The organism is Streptomyces sp. A01, assembly GCF_059026195.1.
This window is the reverse complement of record NZ_JBWLKN010000002.1, coordinates 143,701-160,494: the sequence shown is the minus strand read 5'-3', so window position 1 is coordinate 160,494 and position 16,794 is coordinate 143,701. Positions and strand designations below refer to the sequence as shown.

The window sequence follows — 16,794 nt, the reverse complement described above, 5'->3', positions numbered from 1 at the left end:
CACGGAGCACAGGTCACGGAGCACAGGTCACGAAACACAGGCCATGGCTCACAGGTCATGGAACACAGAACGACAAGGAGTCGAGTGCACGTGCCCACGCAAGAAGTGACCGCGCCGAGGCCGGTGGCCGTCACCGGCGTCGGAGTGGCCAGCGCCTCCGGCACGACGGCAGCGCGGCTCTTCGAGGACATGCTGCGCGGAGCCAGACCGTTCGCCGCGCGCGATGTCGCGCTGGTCGCCAACGCCATTCCGGCGGGCCCTGGTTGGCAGCCGGGCCAGGACAGTGCCCGTGAGGTGTTCGGCGCGCACGTCACGGCTCCGCTCTCGCTCGCCGACACCGTCGACACCAGGGCGCGGCGCACGCTGGGCCGCGACACGTTGCTGCTGCTGAGCGCGGCGGCAGACGCAATGCCGACGGTACGCGCCGCGGACCAGCCGAGCGACCGTGTCGGCGTCATCAACGGAACGCTGTACGCGGGACGCAGCGAGTACGTCGCCATCCACAACAGGTCAGGCAGCGGCTCAGGGCCGGTCAACCCGGTGTGGGGCCCGCAGTCCAGTTACAACGCCCCGGCCGCCCAGCTCTCCATCCACCTCGGCCTGCGCGGGCCGAATGTGACGCTGACATCCGGCGCGGCGGTCGGGCTGGACGCGATAGCGCTCGGCGTACAGCAGGTGAGGTCGGGGGCCTGCGACACGGTCCTGGCGGGCGGCGTGGACACCCTGTCGGCCGCCGCCCCACCCGAAGCGCTCACGCCGGCCGCTGTGGGCGGCCCGTACGACGCTGATGGCGCCCGGTTGCCGGACGGCGAAGGCGCGGCCGTCATCGTCCTCGCGCGGCAGGAAGTCCTGGAGCACCCCGGCCAGGTCCTGGCCCACGTGCTCGCGACGGCGCAGGCGTACGCGGACACGAACGCGCACACGGACAGAGACAGGCACGCACACGCGGGCACGGACACGGGCACGGACGGGGGTCCGGCGCCCGGCGATGCGGCGCGGGCGCTGGCTGACGCGGCCGACCGGGCCGTCCGGGACGCGCTGCGCCAGGCGGGCCGCCAGCCCGCGGAGGTCGGTGTCGCCGTCACGGCGTCGGGCGGTGACCGGCTGGTGGAGTCGGCCGCGTGCACCGCGCTCGCTTCGGCTTTCGGGAGTTCCCTTCCGGTGTGCGACGCGACAGGGACGACCGGCAGGACCGGCGGCGCGGATGGTGCGCTGGCCGTCGCGGTCGCCGTCGAGGCGCTGACCCGGTCCGTCGTGCCGCCGATCGGAGGTCTGCGCGTGCCGTCCGCCGCGTACGGCGGGACGCGACTGGTCTACGCGGAGCCCGTACCGCTCGGCCGACCGGTCGCGCTGTGTCTCGGCCTCGACCCGGAGGGGACGGCCACCGCCGTGCTGCTCGGGGCTCCGGCCACGCCACGGGAGGACGACCGGTGAGCGCGGACAACACCGGCCCGCGCCGCGCGGAGCAAACCTCATGAGGGCGGGCCCGGCTCGGCTCGAACTGCGTACGGGCGGCCCCTTCCGGCTGATCTGTGTGCCCTTCGCCGGTGGCTCCGCCCGGTCGTTCACCCGGCTGGCCCGGCACGTCACGGAGGACTGGACGGTCGTCGCGGTGCGGCCGCCGACGGCGGGGGAGTACGACGGGCGCATCGGCCTCGACGAACTCGCCGACTTCTACGCCGACTTGCTCGCCGACGATCTCGCCGGTCCTGGCATCGTGCTCGGGCACAGCCTCGGGGCGGCGGTGGCTCACCGGATGGCGCAGCGTCACGCGCCCGGCTGGCCCGCGGACCTTCGCCTGGTGCTCTCCGCGCCGCCGAGGCCCGGCGCGCCTCCCTGCTATCTGCCCGACCTCGATGACCAGTCGCTCCTCGCGGCGGCTACCGCCTGTGGCATCGTCCCCGAGCTGGGGCTTCCGGAAGAGCTGGTCACCCGGCTGCTGCTGCCGGAGCTGCGAGCGGATCTGGCGGTGCCAGGGCGGACGGGCTGGACACCCGGACCCGTATCGGCGCCCCTCCACATGCTCGGCGGCACCCAGGACGCGGTGAGTCCTCCGGCGCTGCTCGACGCGTTGGGCGCGGCCCTGGGGGCGCGCGGCAGCCACTGGGTGACGGGGGGCCACCTGTTCGTCATGGACCAGCCGTCCGAGACATTCCAAGTCCTGCGGGAGATCGCACGGTCGGGCGGTGACGGTGACGGGTCCTCGGGGCGGCCGGTCCATGACGCGGCCGGTCGTCAGACGTAGCACCGTAAACCGCCCATCACCCACCGTCCGCATGGCTGTTGACCGCTGGCCTGTGACGCGTCAGGAAGCACCGTGCATGGGGCGGCTGGTCGGCCAGCGCGGGTGCAGTGCGTCGATCACGAAGTCGTGACCGTGCCGCCAGCCGTCGCGTGCCGGGTGGGCTTCGGTGAGGTGCGGATGGCCGGCGGGCAGGTCGGTGTGCAGGTGGTCGAGGCGGGCGGGGTCGCGGGCGGGCCAGGCCCGGATGGCCGTCAGCGCGGCGACCAGGGCGAGGGCACCGAGCGTGCAGGCGGTCGCCGTCATGCCCGCCCGGGCCGCGAGCCAGCCGGCGAGCGGATACGCGAGAAGCCAGCAGCCGTGCGAGAGGGAGAACTGCGCGGCGAACGCGGCCGGAAGCCCGGCGGGTGTCGCGGAGCGGCGGATCAGGCGGCCGGTGGGAGTGAGTATCGCTGAGCAGGCCACGCCGAAGGCGGCCCATGTGATCAGCAGTACGGGCCAGGGCGGGCCGCCGGGCGCTGCCGTGCCGAGTGCGAACGCGGCGAAGACCCCGGCCACCGCGAAGGCGCCGGGGAGCATCACCGCGCGGTCGCTGACCCGGTCGAGTACCCGGGGGAGCAGCAGGGCGGTGACCATCGATCCGGCCCCGTAGGCGCCCAGCGCGAGGGAGACGTCCCCCGCCGTACGGTGGGCCTGCTCGCGCACCAGCACGACGGTGTTGACGGTGACCATGGCGCTCGCGGTGGCGACGGTGAGGTTCAGGGCGAGCAGTGCGCGCAGCCGGGGGGTCGCCCAGAACAACCGGGTGCCGGACGTGGCCTTGGCGTACACGCCACCCGTGCGCTCCACCGGTTCGGGCCGTGGCAGAGCAGCGGAGGTGACGAGCGCGGCGGAGGCCAGGAATCCGGTGGCGGTCCCGGTGAACAGCCAGTTGTAGGTGACCAGCGACAGCAGCGCGGCGGCCAGTGCCGGACTGAACAGGCTCTCCAGGTCGTAGGCGAGGCGTGACATGGACAGCGCCCGGGTGTAGTCGCGTTCGTCGGGCAGAAGGGCGGGGATGGTGGCCTGGAAGGCCGGAGTGAAGGCCGCTGAGGCCGCCTGGAGCAGAAAGATCAGGACGTAGATCTGCCAGATGGTGGAGACGAAGGGCAAGGCCAGGGCGACCGCGCCCCGGGTGAGGTCCATGGCGACGAGCAGGGTGCGGCGGGGGAGCCGGTCGGCGAAGGCGCTCGCTATCGGGGCGATGCCCACGTAGGCCACCATCTTGATCGCCAGTGCCGTCCCGAGGACGGCGGAGGCGTTCGCTCCGGCGAGGTCGTAGGCGAGGAGGCTGAGGGCGACGGTCGCCAGCCCGGTGCCGACGAGCGCGACGACCTGGGCGGTGAAGAGTCGGCGGTAGGCGCGGTTGCGCAGCACGGAGGGCACGGGAGCGCTTCCTTCGGGTCGGCGACGCGATGACACGACACGGCACAGCACGACCACGGTATCGTCATGTGCGCATCTGCGCACATGACGATATGTGTCCGCACGGGTCACGCGCGGGCGCAGGGGCTGCCCGCAGTCCGTGCGCGCTCCCGCCCGCGCCTTTGTGCGCGGCCTCGCGCACGGGACGGGCTTTCTGCGGCCATCGGCCTACGATGGAGCCATGCCGGTACGCGAAGAGCCCTCAGTTGCGAACCATGCGCATGAGCGCACGCCGGGAGAACAGCAACTGCGCGCCGCCTCCACCGTCTTCGCCCTGCTCGCCGACCCGACCAGGCTGCATCTCCTGTGGCTGCTCGCCGACCAGGAGTCGGACGTGACGGCGCTCACGGCCGCCAGCGGCGCGACCCGCACAGCCGTCAGTCAGCACCTGGCCAAGCTGCGCCTTGCCGGGCTCGTGCACGCCCGCAAGGAAGGGCGCCACTCGGTGTACGCGCTGCGCGACGGCCACCTGCGCCGCCTGGTCGAGGAGGCCCTGAACCACGCCGACCACCAGGTCACCGGCAAGCCCTGGCACTCCTGACGCCGCCCCGGCGCGCGACGGGGAGCGAAACGCCGTAGGTGCCCGCCTCGCGCGGTGGCGCGGACCGCGTTCCACCTCGCGCCGTCCTAGTCCGGACCGCGGCCGACCATGGAGACAGGCCCCGAACAACGGTGCTCTACCGGGCGTTCGCCTCCGCGAGGGCGTGGGCGACGAGAGCGTTCGCGTGGCCGTGCCCCAGACCATGCTCCGCCTTGAGCCAGCTGACCAGCTCCATGTGCTTGGTCAGGGGTGAGGTGTGGACGAGGGCCTTCCACTCGGCTATCGGCCGACCGTACTTCTGCTCGATCGACGGGAAGTAACTGGCGGGCCCCTTGACGGTTTCAGTCATGGTCGCAGCCTGCCATGAGCCACTGACAACGCGGCCTGCCCGTGCATGCCCTGCCCGACCGGACCGGCAAGGATGCCGGTCTCCCCGGGCCGCGCGGACTCCGCTCGCCCGCTCGCCTGGTCACCGGGCCCAGGACGGCTCGCAGTTCCCACCAGCCACTCCGGCGTCTCGCGCAAGGCCCCACCTTTCGGGCCGCGACCGCGCGCTCAGCCGGCGGTGGCGCCGAACCACCGTGGCAGCTGGCTGAGCAGGTCCTGCTGATCTTCACCGACCCACGCCACGTGGCCGTCCGGCCGCAGCAGCACCGCGGGCACGTCCAGTTCCTCGCTGACGTCGACGACGTGGTCGACCCGATCCGCCCAACCGGTCACAGAAAGCCGGCCGGTCTGGTCGAGCAGCAGCCCTCGGCCGCCGTGCGTCAGCTCGTAGAGCCGCCCCCGCTTCAGCCCCACGTCCCGCATCCGCCGGCCGAGCAGTTCATGCCCCTCGCCGAAGTCGTAGCGGACCCCGACCGCCGTGATCATCTCGGTCACGTACCGGTTGACCTCCTCGAAGTCCATCAGCGTCGAGAACAGCTCCCGCAGCGCGGTCGCACCCGGCTCGGTTCCCAGCAGCGTGATCTGCGCGCGGGTGTTGTCCAGCACGCGGGCGCCCACCGGGTGCCGTTCGGCGTGGTAGCTGTCCAGCAGCCCCTCCGGAGCCCAGCCGTTGACCGCGGCGGCCAGCTTCCAGCCGAGGTTGAACGCGTCCTGCACGCCGAGGTTGAGCCCCTGCCCGCCGGTCGGCGGGTGGATGTGCGCCGCGTCGCCGGCCAGCAGCACCCGGCCGACCCGGTAGCGCTCGGCCTGCCGGGTGGCATCGCCGAACCGGGACAGCCAGCGTGGCGAGTGCGCACCGAAGTCGGTGCCCGCGACCGCCCGCAGCTGCTTCTTGAACTCCTCGAAGGCCGGCGCCGTCGCACGGTCCTCAGCCACGCCGTCGGCGGGCACGACGATGCGGTATACCCCGCCCTCGTTGGGGGTGGCGCCGAACCGCAGTTGGGTCTTGCGGACTTCCTCGACGACGGCGGCAATCGTCGCCGGGTCCTCGGTCACCTCCATCTCGCCCAGCAGCGTCTCGACCTTGGCGGGCTCGCCGGGGAAGCCGACGCCGAGCTGCTTGCGCACCACGCTGCGGCCGCCGTCGCACCCGACGAGGTAGCGCGAGCGCAGGCGCGTGCCCCCGCCCGCGGCTACGCCCTCTCCCCCGGCGGCTACGCCCTCTCCCCCGGCGGCTACGCCCTCACTGCCGGGGGGACCCCCACTGCCGGGGGGACCCCCATTGCCGGGGGGACGCCCATTGCCGGGGGGACGCCCATTGCCGGGGGGACGCCCACTGGCTACGGCCTCCGTGGCGGGGGTGCTCCCACCGGCCAGCTCGACGGTCACCCCGTCCTCGTCCTGGCTCAGCCCGACTACTTCGCAGCCGCGCCGGATCTCCGTGCCGGCTTCGAGGGCGTGCTCGTTGAGCAGTCGTTCGGTGACCGGCTGCGGCGTGGCGAGGCCGTACGGGTGTGCCGTGTCCAACCGGTCCGGCCACGGCTTGGCGATGCCGCCGAAGAGACCGCCGACCTGGAACTTCTCACTGACCGCGAGGAACCGGTCCAGCAGGCCGCGCTGGTCCATCATCTCGACGCTGCGCGCGTGCAGGCCTTGCCCGCGGGACTGTTCGGTCGGCTCGGTCAACTTCTCCAGCACGACCACGTGCACGCCGTGCAGCCGCAACTCGCCGGCCAGCATCAAGCCGGTCGGCCCGCCACCGACCACGATCACGTCAATCACAAGAAGCCCCCATTGAACAAGGTCGAATGTCGGCCAGCCGCTCCGCGCAGTCCGGTGACGCGCACCCCCGCACCTCCGCGCCGGGTGCCCGAAACCGCTCCGCGAGTCCTCCGTCGGTGCGACGTCCCCCCGCGACCCATACGCCGACAACAGCGCACGTACGGCGCGAATCTCTGATTTCCGCAGGTCCTGGCCTTGGTCGGCAATTCTGCGGCACGCCCCGGGCCTTGCCGCAAGCCCCCTGGTGCGCTATATCTTGAGAGAGGCAAGGAGTGGGTTTCTCCTTGCCCTTTGTCGTCCCTCGCCCTCGTCGTCCGCTGCGGACGGGCAGCTGTGGGCGGACACCCTCCTACCGGCACTCTCCTGCCGAAGTGGCTGGCGCGCCGCGTGCGGCGGTGCCATCGGTCCAGGAGGACCTCCGGACCTCCGGACCTCCCATGGGCCTGCGGAAGTGGCCGCGGGAGCCCTCTGGCCGCTCCAGCCACCTCCAGAATCTCCAGAAGCGCCGCCAAGGCCGGCGTGAGCGCGATCTCGCGGCACCTGAACCGCTTCTGGATCTCCTGAGCGTGCTCGTACGCCCGGGCGTGCGCTCATACGCCGTCGACCGACGCCCCGGGGTGCCGCTTCCCGCACGGGGCAGGCTCGATGCCCGGCTGCCCGGCCAGGTACTCCACGCCCTCCCGCGCGGCGAGCGGGTCCTCGCCCAGGAGCGGGCCGATGTAGCGGACCGTGCAGGTCCGCACCGCCACGCCCGGGGACTCCTGTGCCTCAACGACTCATACGCGGTGACGAGCCCGGACGTGCCACAACCAGGTATGGATTATTTCATGGTTGCTTTTTTTACTCGGTTACGGTTCCCTGGAGGTCGAACCAATCGGCGGACGCGTGATCGCCGACGCGGACAGGGAGTACGCATGAGCAGTGTGTTGATCGTGGGCGCTGGACCGACCGGGCTGACGCTGGCCTGTGACCTCGCCCGACGTGGTGTGGCTGTACGGATCATCGAGAAGACCCCGGGGTTTCCCCGCAGCTCACGAGCCAAGGGGCCCAACCCCCGCAGCCTTGAGGTGCTGGAAGACCTGGGCGTCATCGACGCGGTCATCGCCTCCGGGTCGGCGCCCGTGGTCATGCGCAAGTACCGGGACGGGCAGCCGGTCGCCGACACCGACCCGTTCGCCGGGGTCAGTCCTGCCCCTGACGTTCCCTACGACCGGTCGTGGCTCATTTCCCAGTGGCGGCTGGAGGAGATCATGCGCGAGCGGCTGGGGGAGTACGGCGTGAGCGTCGAGCTGGGCGCCGAACTGACGGGGCTTACGCAGGAGTCCACCGGAGTCATCGCCACGCTCGCCGACGGCAGGAACATCGAGGCGCGGTATGTGGTGGGTTGCGATGGCGGCCACAGCGCGGTGCGCAAGCTGCTGGGGGTCTCGTTCGCGGGGGAGACGGCGGAGGAGCAGGTCATGGTCTGCGGTGACGCCGAGGTGGACGGCCTTGACCGCGACTACTGGCACCAGTGGTTCGACACGGACGGTGCCGTGATGCTGTGCCCCATCCCGGGCACGCGCTCGCGGTGGTGGTTCCAGGCCGGTCCCGAGCGGGACGAGGAAGGCGCTCTCGTGGCGCCTTCGCTGGAGAGCTTCCAGCGGCTGTTCGGTAAACACGCCAGGCTCCCCGGCAGCCGGGTGCGCAGCGCCGAGCTGCTGTCGACCTACCGGGTCAACGTGCGCATGGTCGACCGGTATCGGGTCGGCGATGTCTTCCTGGCCGGTGACGCCGCGCACGTGCACCCCGTCGCGGGTGGGCTGGGCATGAACACCGGCATCCAGGACGCGTTCAACCTGGGCTGGAAACTCGCGATGGTCGTGAACGGTCAGGCGGACGCGAGTCTGCTCGACACCTACGAGGAAGAGCGGTTGCCCATCGCCGCCTGGACGTTGGACGTCACCTCCGACCGGCTGGTCGCCGCCCTGGAGGCCATCAAGAAGCCGGGCGGCGGTCTGGATGTCGTCTTCACCCAGGCGACGACCACGCTGGGGGTGGGGTACCGGTGGAGTTCCCTCTCCCGCGAACTGGACGTACCGGACGACCAGTACGACTGGGCTGCGCGGGGAACGAGTGACGTTCGAGGGCGCAGCGACGGGCAGGGAGAGTCGGACGGCGGTCGGCTGCGGGCGGGCGACCGCGCCCCGGACGCCCCCTGCCGCGACGCCGCCACCGGCGCGCCGATACGCCTCTTCGACATGTTCGCCGGGCCGCACTTCACCCTGCTCGGCTTCGGCGCGAGCACGGCCGAGGCACTACGGGAAGCGACCGCGAAACATGGCGACGCCGTCCGGGCGTGCATGGTGGGTGCCGGTCCGGACGGGCTGCTCGATGACCAGGGGCACGCCCGCTCGGCGTACGGGATAACCGGGGATTCGCTGGTCCTGGTCCGGCCCGACAACCATGTGGGACTGATCGCGAAGGCCGGCGACGCCCCGGCCGTACTGGACTACCTGGAGTTCCCCGGCCGCTGACGCGGGAGAGGGCCGGGAGGTCCCGCTCGATGAGCCCCGGCGGCGAAGCGCGTACGGGCCCCATCCTCGGCCGAGAACCCGATCTCCATCCCGCCGCCTTCAGCCCGCCAGTCGCACACCGTTCAGCCAGGGCTAAATCATTGGTAGGGAGGTCGGGCGCCCGGCACCGTACCGGTCATGTCCACGAAGAGCCTCTGGCGGATACCCGGCTTCCGCACCCTGTTCACCGCCACCGCCCTCAGCCAGCTGGGCACGAACATCGGTTACGTCGCCGTACCGCTGATCGCCGTTTCCGAACTCGACGCGAGCCCTGGCCAGGTGGGGCTTCTCGCCACTCTGAGCACGGCCGCCTTCCTCCTCATCGGCCTGCCCGCCGGGGCCTGGGTGGACAGGATGCGCCACCGGCGCGTGCTGATCGCCGCCGATCTGACGCGTGCTGTCCTGTTCGGTTCGGTCCCGGTGGCCTGGTCGCTGGAAGCTCTCACCCTGGGGCAGCTGTACATCGTCGTCCTGCTGAACGGCTGCGCCACCGTGTTCTTCGACGTGGGCTCGCAGAGCTGGCTGCCGCGACTGGTCGCGCGTGACGGGCTCGTGCAGGCGAACGCGGCGGTGGTGAGCCTCCAGGCCGCGAGCAATGTGGCGGGCAGGGGTGCGGGGGGCGGGATCGTTCAGCTGCTCACGGCGCCGGTGGCCGTGGTGGGCACGGGGGTGCTCTATCTCGCCTCGGCGCTACGCCTCACCAGCATCCGCACCGCACCGACCTCACCGCCGGACCCAGCGCGGCGACCGGCCGGGCTGATGTCGCAGATCGCTGAGGGGCTGCGCCACGTCCTCCGCCACGGCGAACTCCGCGCCCTCGCGCTCACCGCGTCCTTCAACAACCTCGGTGCGCAGATCATCAACACTCTGCTCCCCGTCCTGTTCACCCGCGAACTCGGCCTCTCCGCAGGCGTACTGGGCCTGTACTGGGCGGTGGGCGGGGTCGGCATCTTCCTCGGCGCCCGTTGCGCCCGCCCCATCGCCCGCCGCCTGGGCTACGGCCGGGCTCTCGGCCTGGCCGGTCTCTGTCTGGCGCCGACCGCGCTGGTCATCCCCCTCATCGACCGGGGCCCCTGGCTCTGGCTGGCCGGGTCCGGATGGCTGCTGGTCACCCTCAAGATGGGCGTCGACAACGTACTCGGCGTCAGCCTGCGCCAGCACTTGACGCCCGATCCGCTCCTGGGCCGGATGAACGCCACCTTCCGCTTCATGCTCACCGGGGCGATCGCCATCGGCTCCGCCGTGGCAGGGCTGATCGGAGAGTTCGCCGGGGTGCACATCGCCCTGTGGGTGGGTGGCTGTTGCCTGGCGCTCTCCTTCTTGCCCGTCTTCCTCTCTCCCGTGCGCACCCGACGTGAACTGTCGGAACAGGCGGTGCCTTCCCCGGACACCCCCCGCGTGTCGAAGGCTCAGACCTGAGCGATACGAGCTCCGCCTGAGCGATCTGAGCCCCGTCTCAGAGCTCCCCGTCTTCGCTGGCGCTCGTCCCGGGTGCCGCCACTCACGACTGCAAGAAAATGATCGATACGGTTGCGCATTTTTCGCTTCCAGTCGAAAGGTGTCAGCGATTCGCCTTTCATCTGCTTACCGCTGATGCGCGATCGGGCTCTTTGGATGCGGGATCGCGAATGATCACCGTTTTTCGGTACGCAGACGAAGCGGCGAGGGCCGCCTGAGGCGAAAAAGGGATTTCCCGCATTAAGTACCGTGCCGATAGCGGCTGGCGTCATGGGCGCGATACTGTCCGTGCGTAACGATTGAGAACACTGTAAAGGACACAACTAAGGGTGCCCCGGAGACGGCCGGGAAGCAGATCCGGGGGCCTCGCGTGAAATGGTCTGCGAGAAAGGAATGTCGATGCGCGAACCATTTGTTCGAAGGGGGCTGGCGCCGCCTCCGGACTCCTTCGACCGTAGCATTCGACGGTTTCGGTCGATGGAGCCGAGCGGGCAATTGCCTGAGCTGTCATGCGGTTCGGCGGGCCGCCCGCGGTCGTCGCAGAGGCGGTCCGCGTGGTGTCCGGTGCCCGTCGGCCTCCGGCGGAGCCGCCGTCATGGCCGTCATGGCGGTGGCCGGGTCTCACTCCTACCCCGGTTACCTGCATGTTCGCCTGTTCTGGCCTGACGCGTCGGGGTGCGGGTCCGTACTGCGGCCACATTCCGCTGGTTCCCGGAGCCGGTCCCGGTGCGGAGGCGCGGGCGGCAATTGCTCTCCGCGCGTGGGAGAGAAGGCAGCAGGCGAGGGAGAAACGGGGCGGGGATTCCAAGGAGGGGGCATTGCCGTGAGGGAGTCGCTCAGGAGTTCGTGCCGGTATTGCGGGCGGGGTCTGGCCCAGAGCGAGGGGCCGGGGCGGCGAAAGCTGTACTGCTCCACGGCGTGCCGACGGCGAGCGCAACGCCAGCGGTCCGGGCCGCCGGACAGTTGCGGTCCGCGCGGCCCGAAGGGGCTGGCGCTGGCGATCGCGGAGGATCTGCCCGAGCGGGTCGAGGCGCTGCTCGCGGCGGAATACGGAGAGGAGGACCTCGCGGAGCTCCTGGAGCGTGTGGGAAAGCTGAGCCGGGAGATCGAGTACTACATCGCGGCGGCGGTCGTGGACGCGCGCCGTTCGGGCATGGCCTGGGAAGGGGTGGCCGCGGCGGCCAACGTGAGCGCGCCCACGGCCCGGGCCCGGTGGGGCGAAGGGGAAGTGGAGCGTCGGCTGCGGCGCCGCCAGGAGGAGCGCTCGGCAGAGGCCGGACACCTCCCGCTCCCCGGACCGCGCCAGCACGCGGCGGCGCTCGCCGGCCTGGCACCGGAGGCGGGGAACGCGGCGTCGGTGCGTGCGGCCCGGGGGCTCGCCGCCGCGCTGCGCTACCTGCACGCGGAAAGCGGCCGGGCGGTCCAGGACGTGGCCGAGGCCGTCGGACGCTCGGCGTCCTATGTCTCGCGCATCCTCAGTGGTGAGCGCCTGGCCGCCTGGCCCGTGGTGGAAGCGCTGGTGAACGAATGCGACGGGGTCCCCGCCGACGTGCGGCATCTCTGGGAGGGCGCCCAGGGTATCGCGCCCGCGGCCCGCACCTCGCTCAGTGAGGCCGCGGAGCGGGTACACGCGGCGGTGCTGGGCTTATATCTGGCGGCGGGCTGCCCGGGCATCGCCGAGGTGAGCCGGGCGAGCCAGGGGGCGCTGACGGACGAGAGCGTCGACCGTCTGCTGTGCGGGGCGGAAGTGCCCGACTGGCCACAGCTCAGTGCCCTTGTCAGCGCTCTGGGAGCCTGCCCCTCGGACATCCGGGCGGTGTGGGAGGCGTTCCACTACGCCGTCCTGGCCACACTCGACACTCCGCCGGGCGGGATCGTGGACGGCCCCACGTCTCCTGACCGCGGTACTGACGACACGTAGCACACCGATTCGTTGATTTTTCGACGCTGTGCCGGGAAGACAGCCATGACCGACCACGGTCCACCCCAGCTCCAGCAAGACACCCAACTCCACGCCCAGCAGCCGGCGATCACACTGCCGCTCGACTACACCGCCTTCTGCCTCCTCCACCAAGAGCACTACCACCGCTACAGCCGAGCCCGTATCAAGGACACCACGATCAGCCGCGTGGCCGTGGCCCGCGCCCTGGGAGATCTGGCCATCATCTGGGAGAGGGCCCTGCGCAGTTCCTGTGTGGCCGCCGTGGCGTGGGAGACGCTGGGAGCCCGGGTGCGGGCGGCGGCGCCGGCCGACGGGTGGGCGCGGGGATGGGACGTCCTGCACCGCGCGCTGCCCGACGCACAGGCGGACGTGGTGATTCTGCGCTACCGGCTCTCGCTGACCACCGCGCAGTCAGCCCAGCTGATGGGGACAGAGGAGTCGATGATCGCCAGCCAGCTCCGCATGGCGTGGCGGCAGTTGCCGCGCGAAGCGCAGCCCCCGCCACTGACCTACCGGCGCCCGTGAGGCGCTGCGCTCCCCCACCGCACGCTGGGGCGCTCTCCCCGATCGGGGGTGGCCGGTTCGCGTCCGTACCTTCCCCATCACACGAACGATGCCTTCCTGGCACCTGACGCTGTGCCTAGGATGGGCGCTCCACTGGAGCGTAACCGCCCTGGGAGTAACGCCGGATGGACCAGGAAAACCCGCGTCGCCCGCGGCTGCCTCGCAACATCGACACCGGGGTGCCCAGCGTCGCGCGCATGTACGACTACTACCTGGGCGGGAGCAACAACTTCGCGGCCGATCGCGAAGCGTGCGCGGAGCTGAACGTTCTCGCACCGAGCACGGAGATCCTCGCGCAGAACAACCGCCATTTCCTGCGGCGTGTCGTGAAGGTGCTCGCGCACGAGTACGGGGTGCGGCAGTTCCTCGACCACGGCTCCGGGCTGCCCACGCAGGACAACGTCCACCAAGTCGCCCAGAGCGTCGACAAGAACGCGCGCGTCGTCTACGTCGACAAGGACCCCATCGTCCTGGCCCACGGCCGGGCCCTGCTGGAGGACAACGAGAACACCGCTGTCATTCAGGCCGATATGCGCGACACCGCCGGCATCATGAACGACCCGCAGGTCAAACGCCTCATCCGACCCGGCGAACCCGTGGCCGCGCTGTTCGTCTCCGTACTGCACTGCATCCCCGACAAGGACGACCCCGCCGCACTCGTGCGGCGCGTGGTGGCCTCGTTGCCCCCCGGGAGCTTCCTGGTGATCAGCCACTTGGTCAGCGAGGACCCGGCCGTACGGCAGCGGACCACCGACTTCATGCTGCACAGCACCGGAGGCGACTGGGGCCGGGTGCGGGAGACGCACGACGTCGACCGCTACTTCGAGGGCCTGCGCCTGCTGGACCCGGGACTCGTCGAGGTCTCCACCTGGCGCCCTGACACGGATCTGGCGCGCAAGCAGCCGGCCGAGGAGTGGATCGAGTACGGCGGCGCCGCCCAGCTGACCGACGGCTGATCATCGCCCGTACGCCCGTACGCCCGTACGCCCGTACGCCCGTACGCCCGTACGCCGGCAGCCAGCGGCAGTCCGCTGGCCGCACGGTCGCCAACCGGATGTACGGTCGCCAACCGGATGCACGGTCGCCAACCGGACGACAGAGGCGCCAGACCGGGGTTTGAGGCAGTGGTGTCCGCGTACGGTGTCCGGCACCGTGGCACGAGGATCACCGAGCCGATCAGCGAGCCGATCAACCAAGCCGTGCCCTCAGCCGAAGTGCCGAATGGCCTCATCCAGCCTGCGCCGCGTCTCCTTGGGCGTCAGTGCGCTGGTGGACAAGGTGTCCAGCTGGCCGCGGTACCTCTCGACCTCGTCCTCCTTGTCCAGGATCTTCGCGTCGTTCAGCTGCTCGATATAGACGGTGTCGGGCAGCTCCGGCTCGGCGAAGTGCAGGTGGGTGTAGGAGAGCGGAGGGCTGAGATACGCCTGGGCGAACGGGACGACCTGGAGCCTGACGCGCGGGTGATCCGCCAGCTCCCGCAGATGTTCCATCTGGGCGCGCATGACGCCGCTGTCCCCGACACCGCGCAGCAGCGCCGTCTCCTCGATGATCGCCCACAGCAACTGGGGACCGTCGACGTCCCCGAGGATCTTGTGCTGGCGCTTCATCCGCAGATCGACGCGGAGCTGGGCGACGTCGCTGCCCAGGTCGCCGTCGGCGATGATCCAGGCGTACTCACGAGTCTGCAGCAGGCCGGGCACGAGGGTCATCTCATAGGTGCGGATGCGCTCAGCCGCGGATTCGAGACCCACGAGCAGCTCGAACCACTTCGGCAGCACGTCCTCGTACGGACGCCACCACCCCGGCTCGACCGAGACGGCCACGAGAGACAGGACCGGCGTGATGTCAGACTCCGGGACGCCGTACATGCGCAGAAGCCGCATGACGTCCCATTCCTTACACGTGCGCTTCCCGGTCTCCATGCGGCTGATCTTGGCGATGGAACCGCTGATGTGCTGCGCCGCGTCCGCCATCGTGAAACCCGCGGCCTCCCTGCGCTGCCGCAGATGGCTGCCCAGGGCGATCCGGACGGCGACCGGGCTCTGACTCGCCCGGTTCAGGTACTGCTCTATCGATGCGGTGAAGTCGGGATCGGGGGGCATGCGAGCTCCTCGGTGGAAACAGCGGTAGCCAGTATCCCACCGAGGAGCTTGAACTCGCGTGCTAACAGCTGCCCATATCAGCCGACTTGGTCGGTCAGGAAGTCGAACTCCCCTGATTTGGCGCCTTCGAGGAAGGCGGCGATCTCGCCCCTCGTGTATACCAGTGCCGGTCCCTGCGGGTGACGGGAATGACGGAACGCCGCCCCGCCGTCGGGAAGCGCGGCAACCTCAACGCAGTTGCCTTCCTTGCCGCTGCGCGCGCTTTTGACCCACGTCACACCCTGAATCGAACTGGCTTCAACCCCATTGACGACCTGCTGCATCCGCCATCACTCCCTTTGGGAAATTCGAACAACTCGCCCTCCCTCGTGGTCGCCCACTCCGGAAGGCGATCTTCCGTTCGAGCTGTGCCACGCGCTCACGCGCATCCCCCGTACGCCGTTTGGCAATTGCCCCGAGGCAATTGCATGAACGGGCTCGGTAGTGAGAATACTCAGGTAGCTGGGGTCATCTCGATACCTTCACCGGGATATCCCTCGGGGGGATGAATCATGTCGGCACATCGCAACGTCGCAGCACAGGGCCAGCGAAAGTGGCACTCGCGACCAGCAGTGGCCGAAATTGGCGCCCCCGGTCTTGGCGCGGTCCTACGCGCCGGGGATCACGACTGGGCCGTCGCGCTCGGCCTCACCTCCGGAAGCCTTGCAGCCCTGCGCCTGGACGCCGGTACGCGCAGCCTTCCGACCTCCCGGAAATTCGTACGCGAGACACTCAGCGGCTGGAACCTGTCCGCGTATTTCGACGACGCCGCCACCATCACCGCCGAGCTCGTCGCGAACGCGATCCAGCACGCCCTCGACGAGACGAGCCCCTCCGCCGCCGCCCCGGCAGGCGTGGCGTGGCTGGTACTCACCCGCAAGGAGAACGCCCTCCTGTGCGCCGTCGCCGACCCCAGCCCCACCCCGCCGGTCGTCAAACCGGCGGAACCCTTCGCCGAAGACGGCCGCGGTCTGCACATCATCGCCATGCTGAGCGAGACCTGGGGCTGGTCGACCCCCACCAGATCAGGGAAGACCGTATGGGCCCGCATCCCCACGAGCCGGCCAACCGGCCGCGTGCCGGGAGCCAGATGACAGCCATCGGCCCGCGGCGCGACCGCGGCGGCACCGTGCCCAGGTTCCGTGACCCGCCGGGCGAGGGGACGCCTCCGGCGTTTACGTCCCCGCTACGCCGTCCTCGGTAAAGTGCCCCTGACCTGCAAAAAGCCCTCCGTGGGGAGAGCTGGTGACCGATGGGGAAGAGCGCCCCCGGCAGGACTCGAACCTGCGGCCAAGCGCTTAGAAGGCGCCTGCTCTATCCACTGAGCTACGGGGGCCGGTTGGTGGCCGCGGACGGCTGCTGGAGCCCCGGGGGCGTCTGCGTTTCCGACCGGTTGGGCCGTGGTGCCGACGGCCGGGTGGGGCGGAACCGTGACGTTGCCGGAGACAAGGATAGGGCTCCGTACACCTCATCCCGGTTGCTTCACCTCCGTGGCACGTTGTGGAGGTTCGGTGAAGCGATGCCGATAATCGCAGGCAGGTGCGAATCCTGCACCGTTTTTCACGCCTCGGGGGGCGGGTGTTGTCTACTCGTTATGCCTGAGACTCAGCCCTCACGCCGCCCCCTTGCCCCTTCTGCGGTGATCCGGGCGGGTCTCATCGGCGCGCACAGGGGGGTATACGCTTCAAAAGCCAAGCAAAATTGGGCATTGTGCCCAT

Annotated in this window: 15 protein-coding genes and 1 tRNA gene; 9 read left to right on the top strand and 7 right to left on the bottom strand. The window is 70.4% G+C overall.

Annotation, left to right across the window (positions count from 1 at the left end; all coding sequences use genetic code 11):
* Nucleotides 1–90: 90 nt before the first annotated feature.
* Both AC5P1B_RS03125 and AC5P1B_RS03120 read left to right on the top strand, forming a co-directional pair.
* Nucleotides 91–1,434 (top strand): beta-ketoacyl synthase N-terminal-like domain-containing protein, encoded by a 1,344-nt coding sequence (locus AC5P1B_RS03125; protein ID WP_493884607.1) that lies wholly within the window; start codon nucleotides 91–93, stop codon nucleotides 1,432–1,434.
* Between the two features lie 40 nt (nucleotides 1,435–1,474).
* Complete coding sequence (locus AC5P1B_RS03120) at nucleotides 1,475–2,245, top strand: thioesterase II family protein (RefSeq protein WP_493884606.1); 771 nt, start codon at nucleotides 1,475–1,477, stop codon at nucleotides 2,243–2,245.
* A 60-nt stretch (nucleotides 2,246–2,305) separates the two neighbouring features.
* Here the strand turns inward: AC5P1B_RS03120 and AC5P1B_RS03115 are convergent, their stop codons facing one another.
* The gene (locus AC5P1B_RS03115; protein WP_493884605.1) at nucleotides 2,306–3,667 is read right to left on the bottom strand and encodes an MFS transporter; all 1,362 of its coding nucleotides are present in this window, start codon (nucleotides 3,665–3,667) and stop codon (nucleotides 2,306–2,308) included.
* A 220-nt stretch (nucleotides 3,668–3,887) separates the two neighbouring features.
* Here AC5P1B_RS03115 and AC5P1B_RS03110 point away from each other — a divergent pair, with 220 nt between their 5' ends.
* On the top strand, nucleotides 3,888–4,247 hold the full coding sequence (locus AC5P1B_RS03110) for an ArsR/SmtB family transcription factor (RefSeq protein ID WP_493884604.1): 360 nt from the start codon (nucleotides 3,888–3,890) through the stop codon (nucleotides 4,245–4,247).
* 136 nt (nucleotides 4,248–4,383) lie between these two features.
* Here AC5P1B_RS03110 and AC5P1B_RS03105 read toward each other — a convergent pair whose 3' ends face one another.
* From AC5P1B_RS03105 to AC5P1B_RS03095, 3 genes are all read right to left on the bottom strand, one after another.
* A complete protein-coding gene (locus AC5P1B_RS03105) occupies nucleotides 4,384–4,596 on the bottom strand; it encodes a DUF4287 domain-containing protein (protein WP_493884603.1) in 213 nt (70 codons plus the stop codon).
* 206 nt (nucleotides 4,597–4,802) lie between these two features.
* Nucleotides 4,803–6,416, bottom strand: a complete 1,614-nt coding sequence (locus AC5P1B_RS03100; RefSeq protein WP_493884602.1) for an FAD-dependent monooxygenase — start codon at nucleotides 6,414–6,416, stop codon at nucleotides 4,803–4,805.
* Nucleotides 6,417–7,006: 590 nt separating this feature from the next.
* Nucleotides 7,007–7,165: a hypothetical protein gene (locus AC5P1B_RS03095; RefSeq protein WP_493884601.1), complete on the bottom strand. Its 159-nt coding sequence runs from the start codon at nucleotides 7,163–7,165 to the stop codon at nucleotides 7,007–7,009.
* A 165-nt stretch (nucleotides 7,166–7,330) separates the two neighbouring features.
* On the opposite strand from AC5P1B_RS03095, the gene AC5P1B_RS03090 reads away from it, so the two are divergent.
* From AC5P1B_RS03090 to AC5P1B_RS03070, 5 genes are all read left to right on the top strand, one after another.
* On the top strand, nucleotides 7,331–8,932 hold the full coding sequence (locus tag AC5P1B_RS03090) for an FAD-dependent oxidoreductase (RefSeq protein ID WP_493884600.1): 1,602 nt from the start codon (nucleotides 7,331–7,333) through the stop codon (nucleotides 8,930–8,932).
* Nucleotides 8,933–9,109: 177 nt separating this feature from the next.
* Nucleotides 9,110–10,390, top strand: a complete 1,281-nt coding sequence (locus tag AC5P1B_RS03085; RefSeq protein WP_493884599.1) for an MFS transporter — start codon at nucleotides 9,110–9,112, stop codon at nucleotides 10,388–10,390.
* A gap of 862 nt (nucleotides 10,391–11,252) precedes the next feature.
* Nucleotides 11,253–12,350: a helix-turn-helix domain-containing protein gene (locus AC5P1B_RS03080; RefSeq protein ID WP_493884598.1), complete on the top strand. Its 1,098-nt coding sequence runs from the start codon at nucleotides 11,253–11,255 to the stop codon at nucleotides 12,348–12,350.
* Between the two features lie 45 nt (nucleotides 12,351–12,395).
* Entirely contained in the window at nucleotides 12,396–12,896 is a 501-nt protein-coding gene (locus AC5P1B_RS03075; RefSeq protein WP_493884597.1) for a hypothetical protein, read from the top strand.
* 164 nt (nucleotides 12,897–13,060) lie between these two features.
* Nucleotides 13,061–13,891 carry an SAM-dependent methyltransferase gene (locus tag AC5P1B_RS03070; protein ID WP_493884596.1) on the top strand — a complete coding sequence of 277 codons (831 nt, stop codon included), beginning with the start codon at nucleotides 13,061–13,063 and terminating at the stop codon, nucleotides 13,889–13,891.
* Between the two features lie 249 nt (nucleotides 13,892–14,140).
* Here the strand turns inward: AC5P1B_RS03070 and AC5P1B_RS03065 are convergent, their stop codons facing one another.
* Both AC5P1B_RS03065 and AC5P1B_RS03060 read right to left on the bottom strand, forming a co-directional pair.
* Nucleotides 14,141–15,037: a helix-turn-helix domain-containing protein gene (locus AC5P1B_RS03065; RefSeq protein WP_493884595.1), complete on the bottom strand. Its 897-nt coding sequence runs from the start codon at nucleotides 15,035–15,037 to the stop codon at nucleotides 14,141–14,143.
* A 77-nt stretch (nucleotides 15,038–15,114) separates the two neighbouring features.
* Complete coding sequence (locus AC5P1B_RS03060; protein WP_493884594.1) at nucleotides 15,115–15,360, bottom strand: DUF397 domain-containing protein; 246 nt, start codon at nucleotides 15,358–15,360, stop codon at nucleotides 15,115–15,117.
* Nucleotides 15,361–15,648: 288 nt separating this feature from the next.
* On the opposite strand from AC5P1B_RS03060, the gene AC5P1B_RS03055 reads away from it, so the two are divergent.
* Nucleotides 15,649–16,170: an ATP-binding protein gene (locus tag AC5P1B_RS03055; RefSeq protein ID WP_493884593.1), complete on the top strand. Its 522-nt coding sequence runs from the start codon at nucleotides 15,649–15,651 to the stop codon at nucleotides 16,168–16,170.
* Between the two features lie 169 nt (nucleotides 16,171–16,339).
* Here AC5P1B_RS03055 and AC5P1B_RS03050 read toward each other — a convergent pair.
* Nucleotides 16,340–16,412: transfer RNA gene (locus tag AC5P1B_RS03050), tRNA-Arg, on the bottom strand.
* Nucleotides 16,413–16,794 lie beyond the last annotated feature (382 nt).

Bases quoted from the DNA above. Each gene is read 5' to 3' on its own strand.
- AC5P1B_RS03120 (WP_493884606.1), top strand. From the start codon at position 1,475: ATGAGGGCGGGCCCGGCTCGGCTCGAACTGCGTACGGGCGGCCCCTTC.
- AC5P1B_RS03110 (WP_493884604.1), top strand. From the start codon at position 3,888: ATGCCGGTACGCGAAGAGCCCTCAGTTGCGAACCATGCGCATGAGCGC.
- AC5P1B_RS03105 (WP_493884603.1), bottom strand. From the start codon at position 4,596: ATGACTGAAACCGTCAAGGGGCCCGCCAGTTACTTCCCGTCGATCGAG.
- AC5P1B_RS03090 (WP_493884600.1), top strand. From the start codon at position 7,331: ATGAGCAGTGTGTTGATCGTGGGCGCTGGACCGACCGGGCTGACGCTG.
- AC5P1B_RS03085 (WP_493884599.1), top strand. From the start codon at position 9,110: ATGTCCACGAAGAGCCTCTGGCGGATACCCGGCTTCCGCACCCTGTTC.
- AC5P1B_RS03075 (WP_493884597.1), top strand. From the start codon at position 12,396: ATGACCGACCACGGTCCACCCCAGCTCCAGCAAGACACCCAACTCCAC.
- AC5P1B_RS03070 (WP_493884596.1), top strand. From the start codon at position 13,061: ATGGACCAGGAAAACCCGCGTCGCCCGCGGCTGCCTCGCAACATCGAC.
- AC5P1B_RS03065 (WP_493884595.1), bottom strand. From the start codon at position 15,037: ATGCCCCCCGATCCCGACTTCACCGCATCGATAGAGCAGTACCTGAAC.
- AC5P1B_RS03060 (WP_493884594.1), bottom strand. From the start codon at position 15,360: ATGCAGCAGGTCGTCAATGGGGTTGAAGCCAGTTCGATTCAGGGTGTG.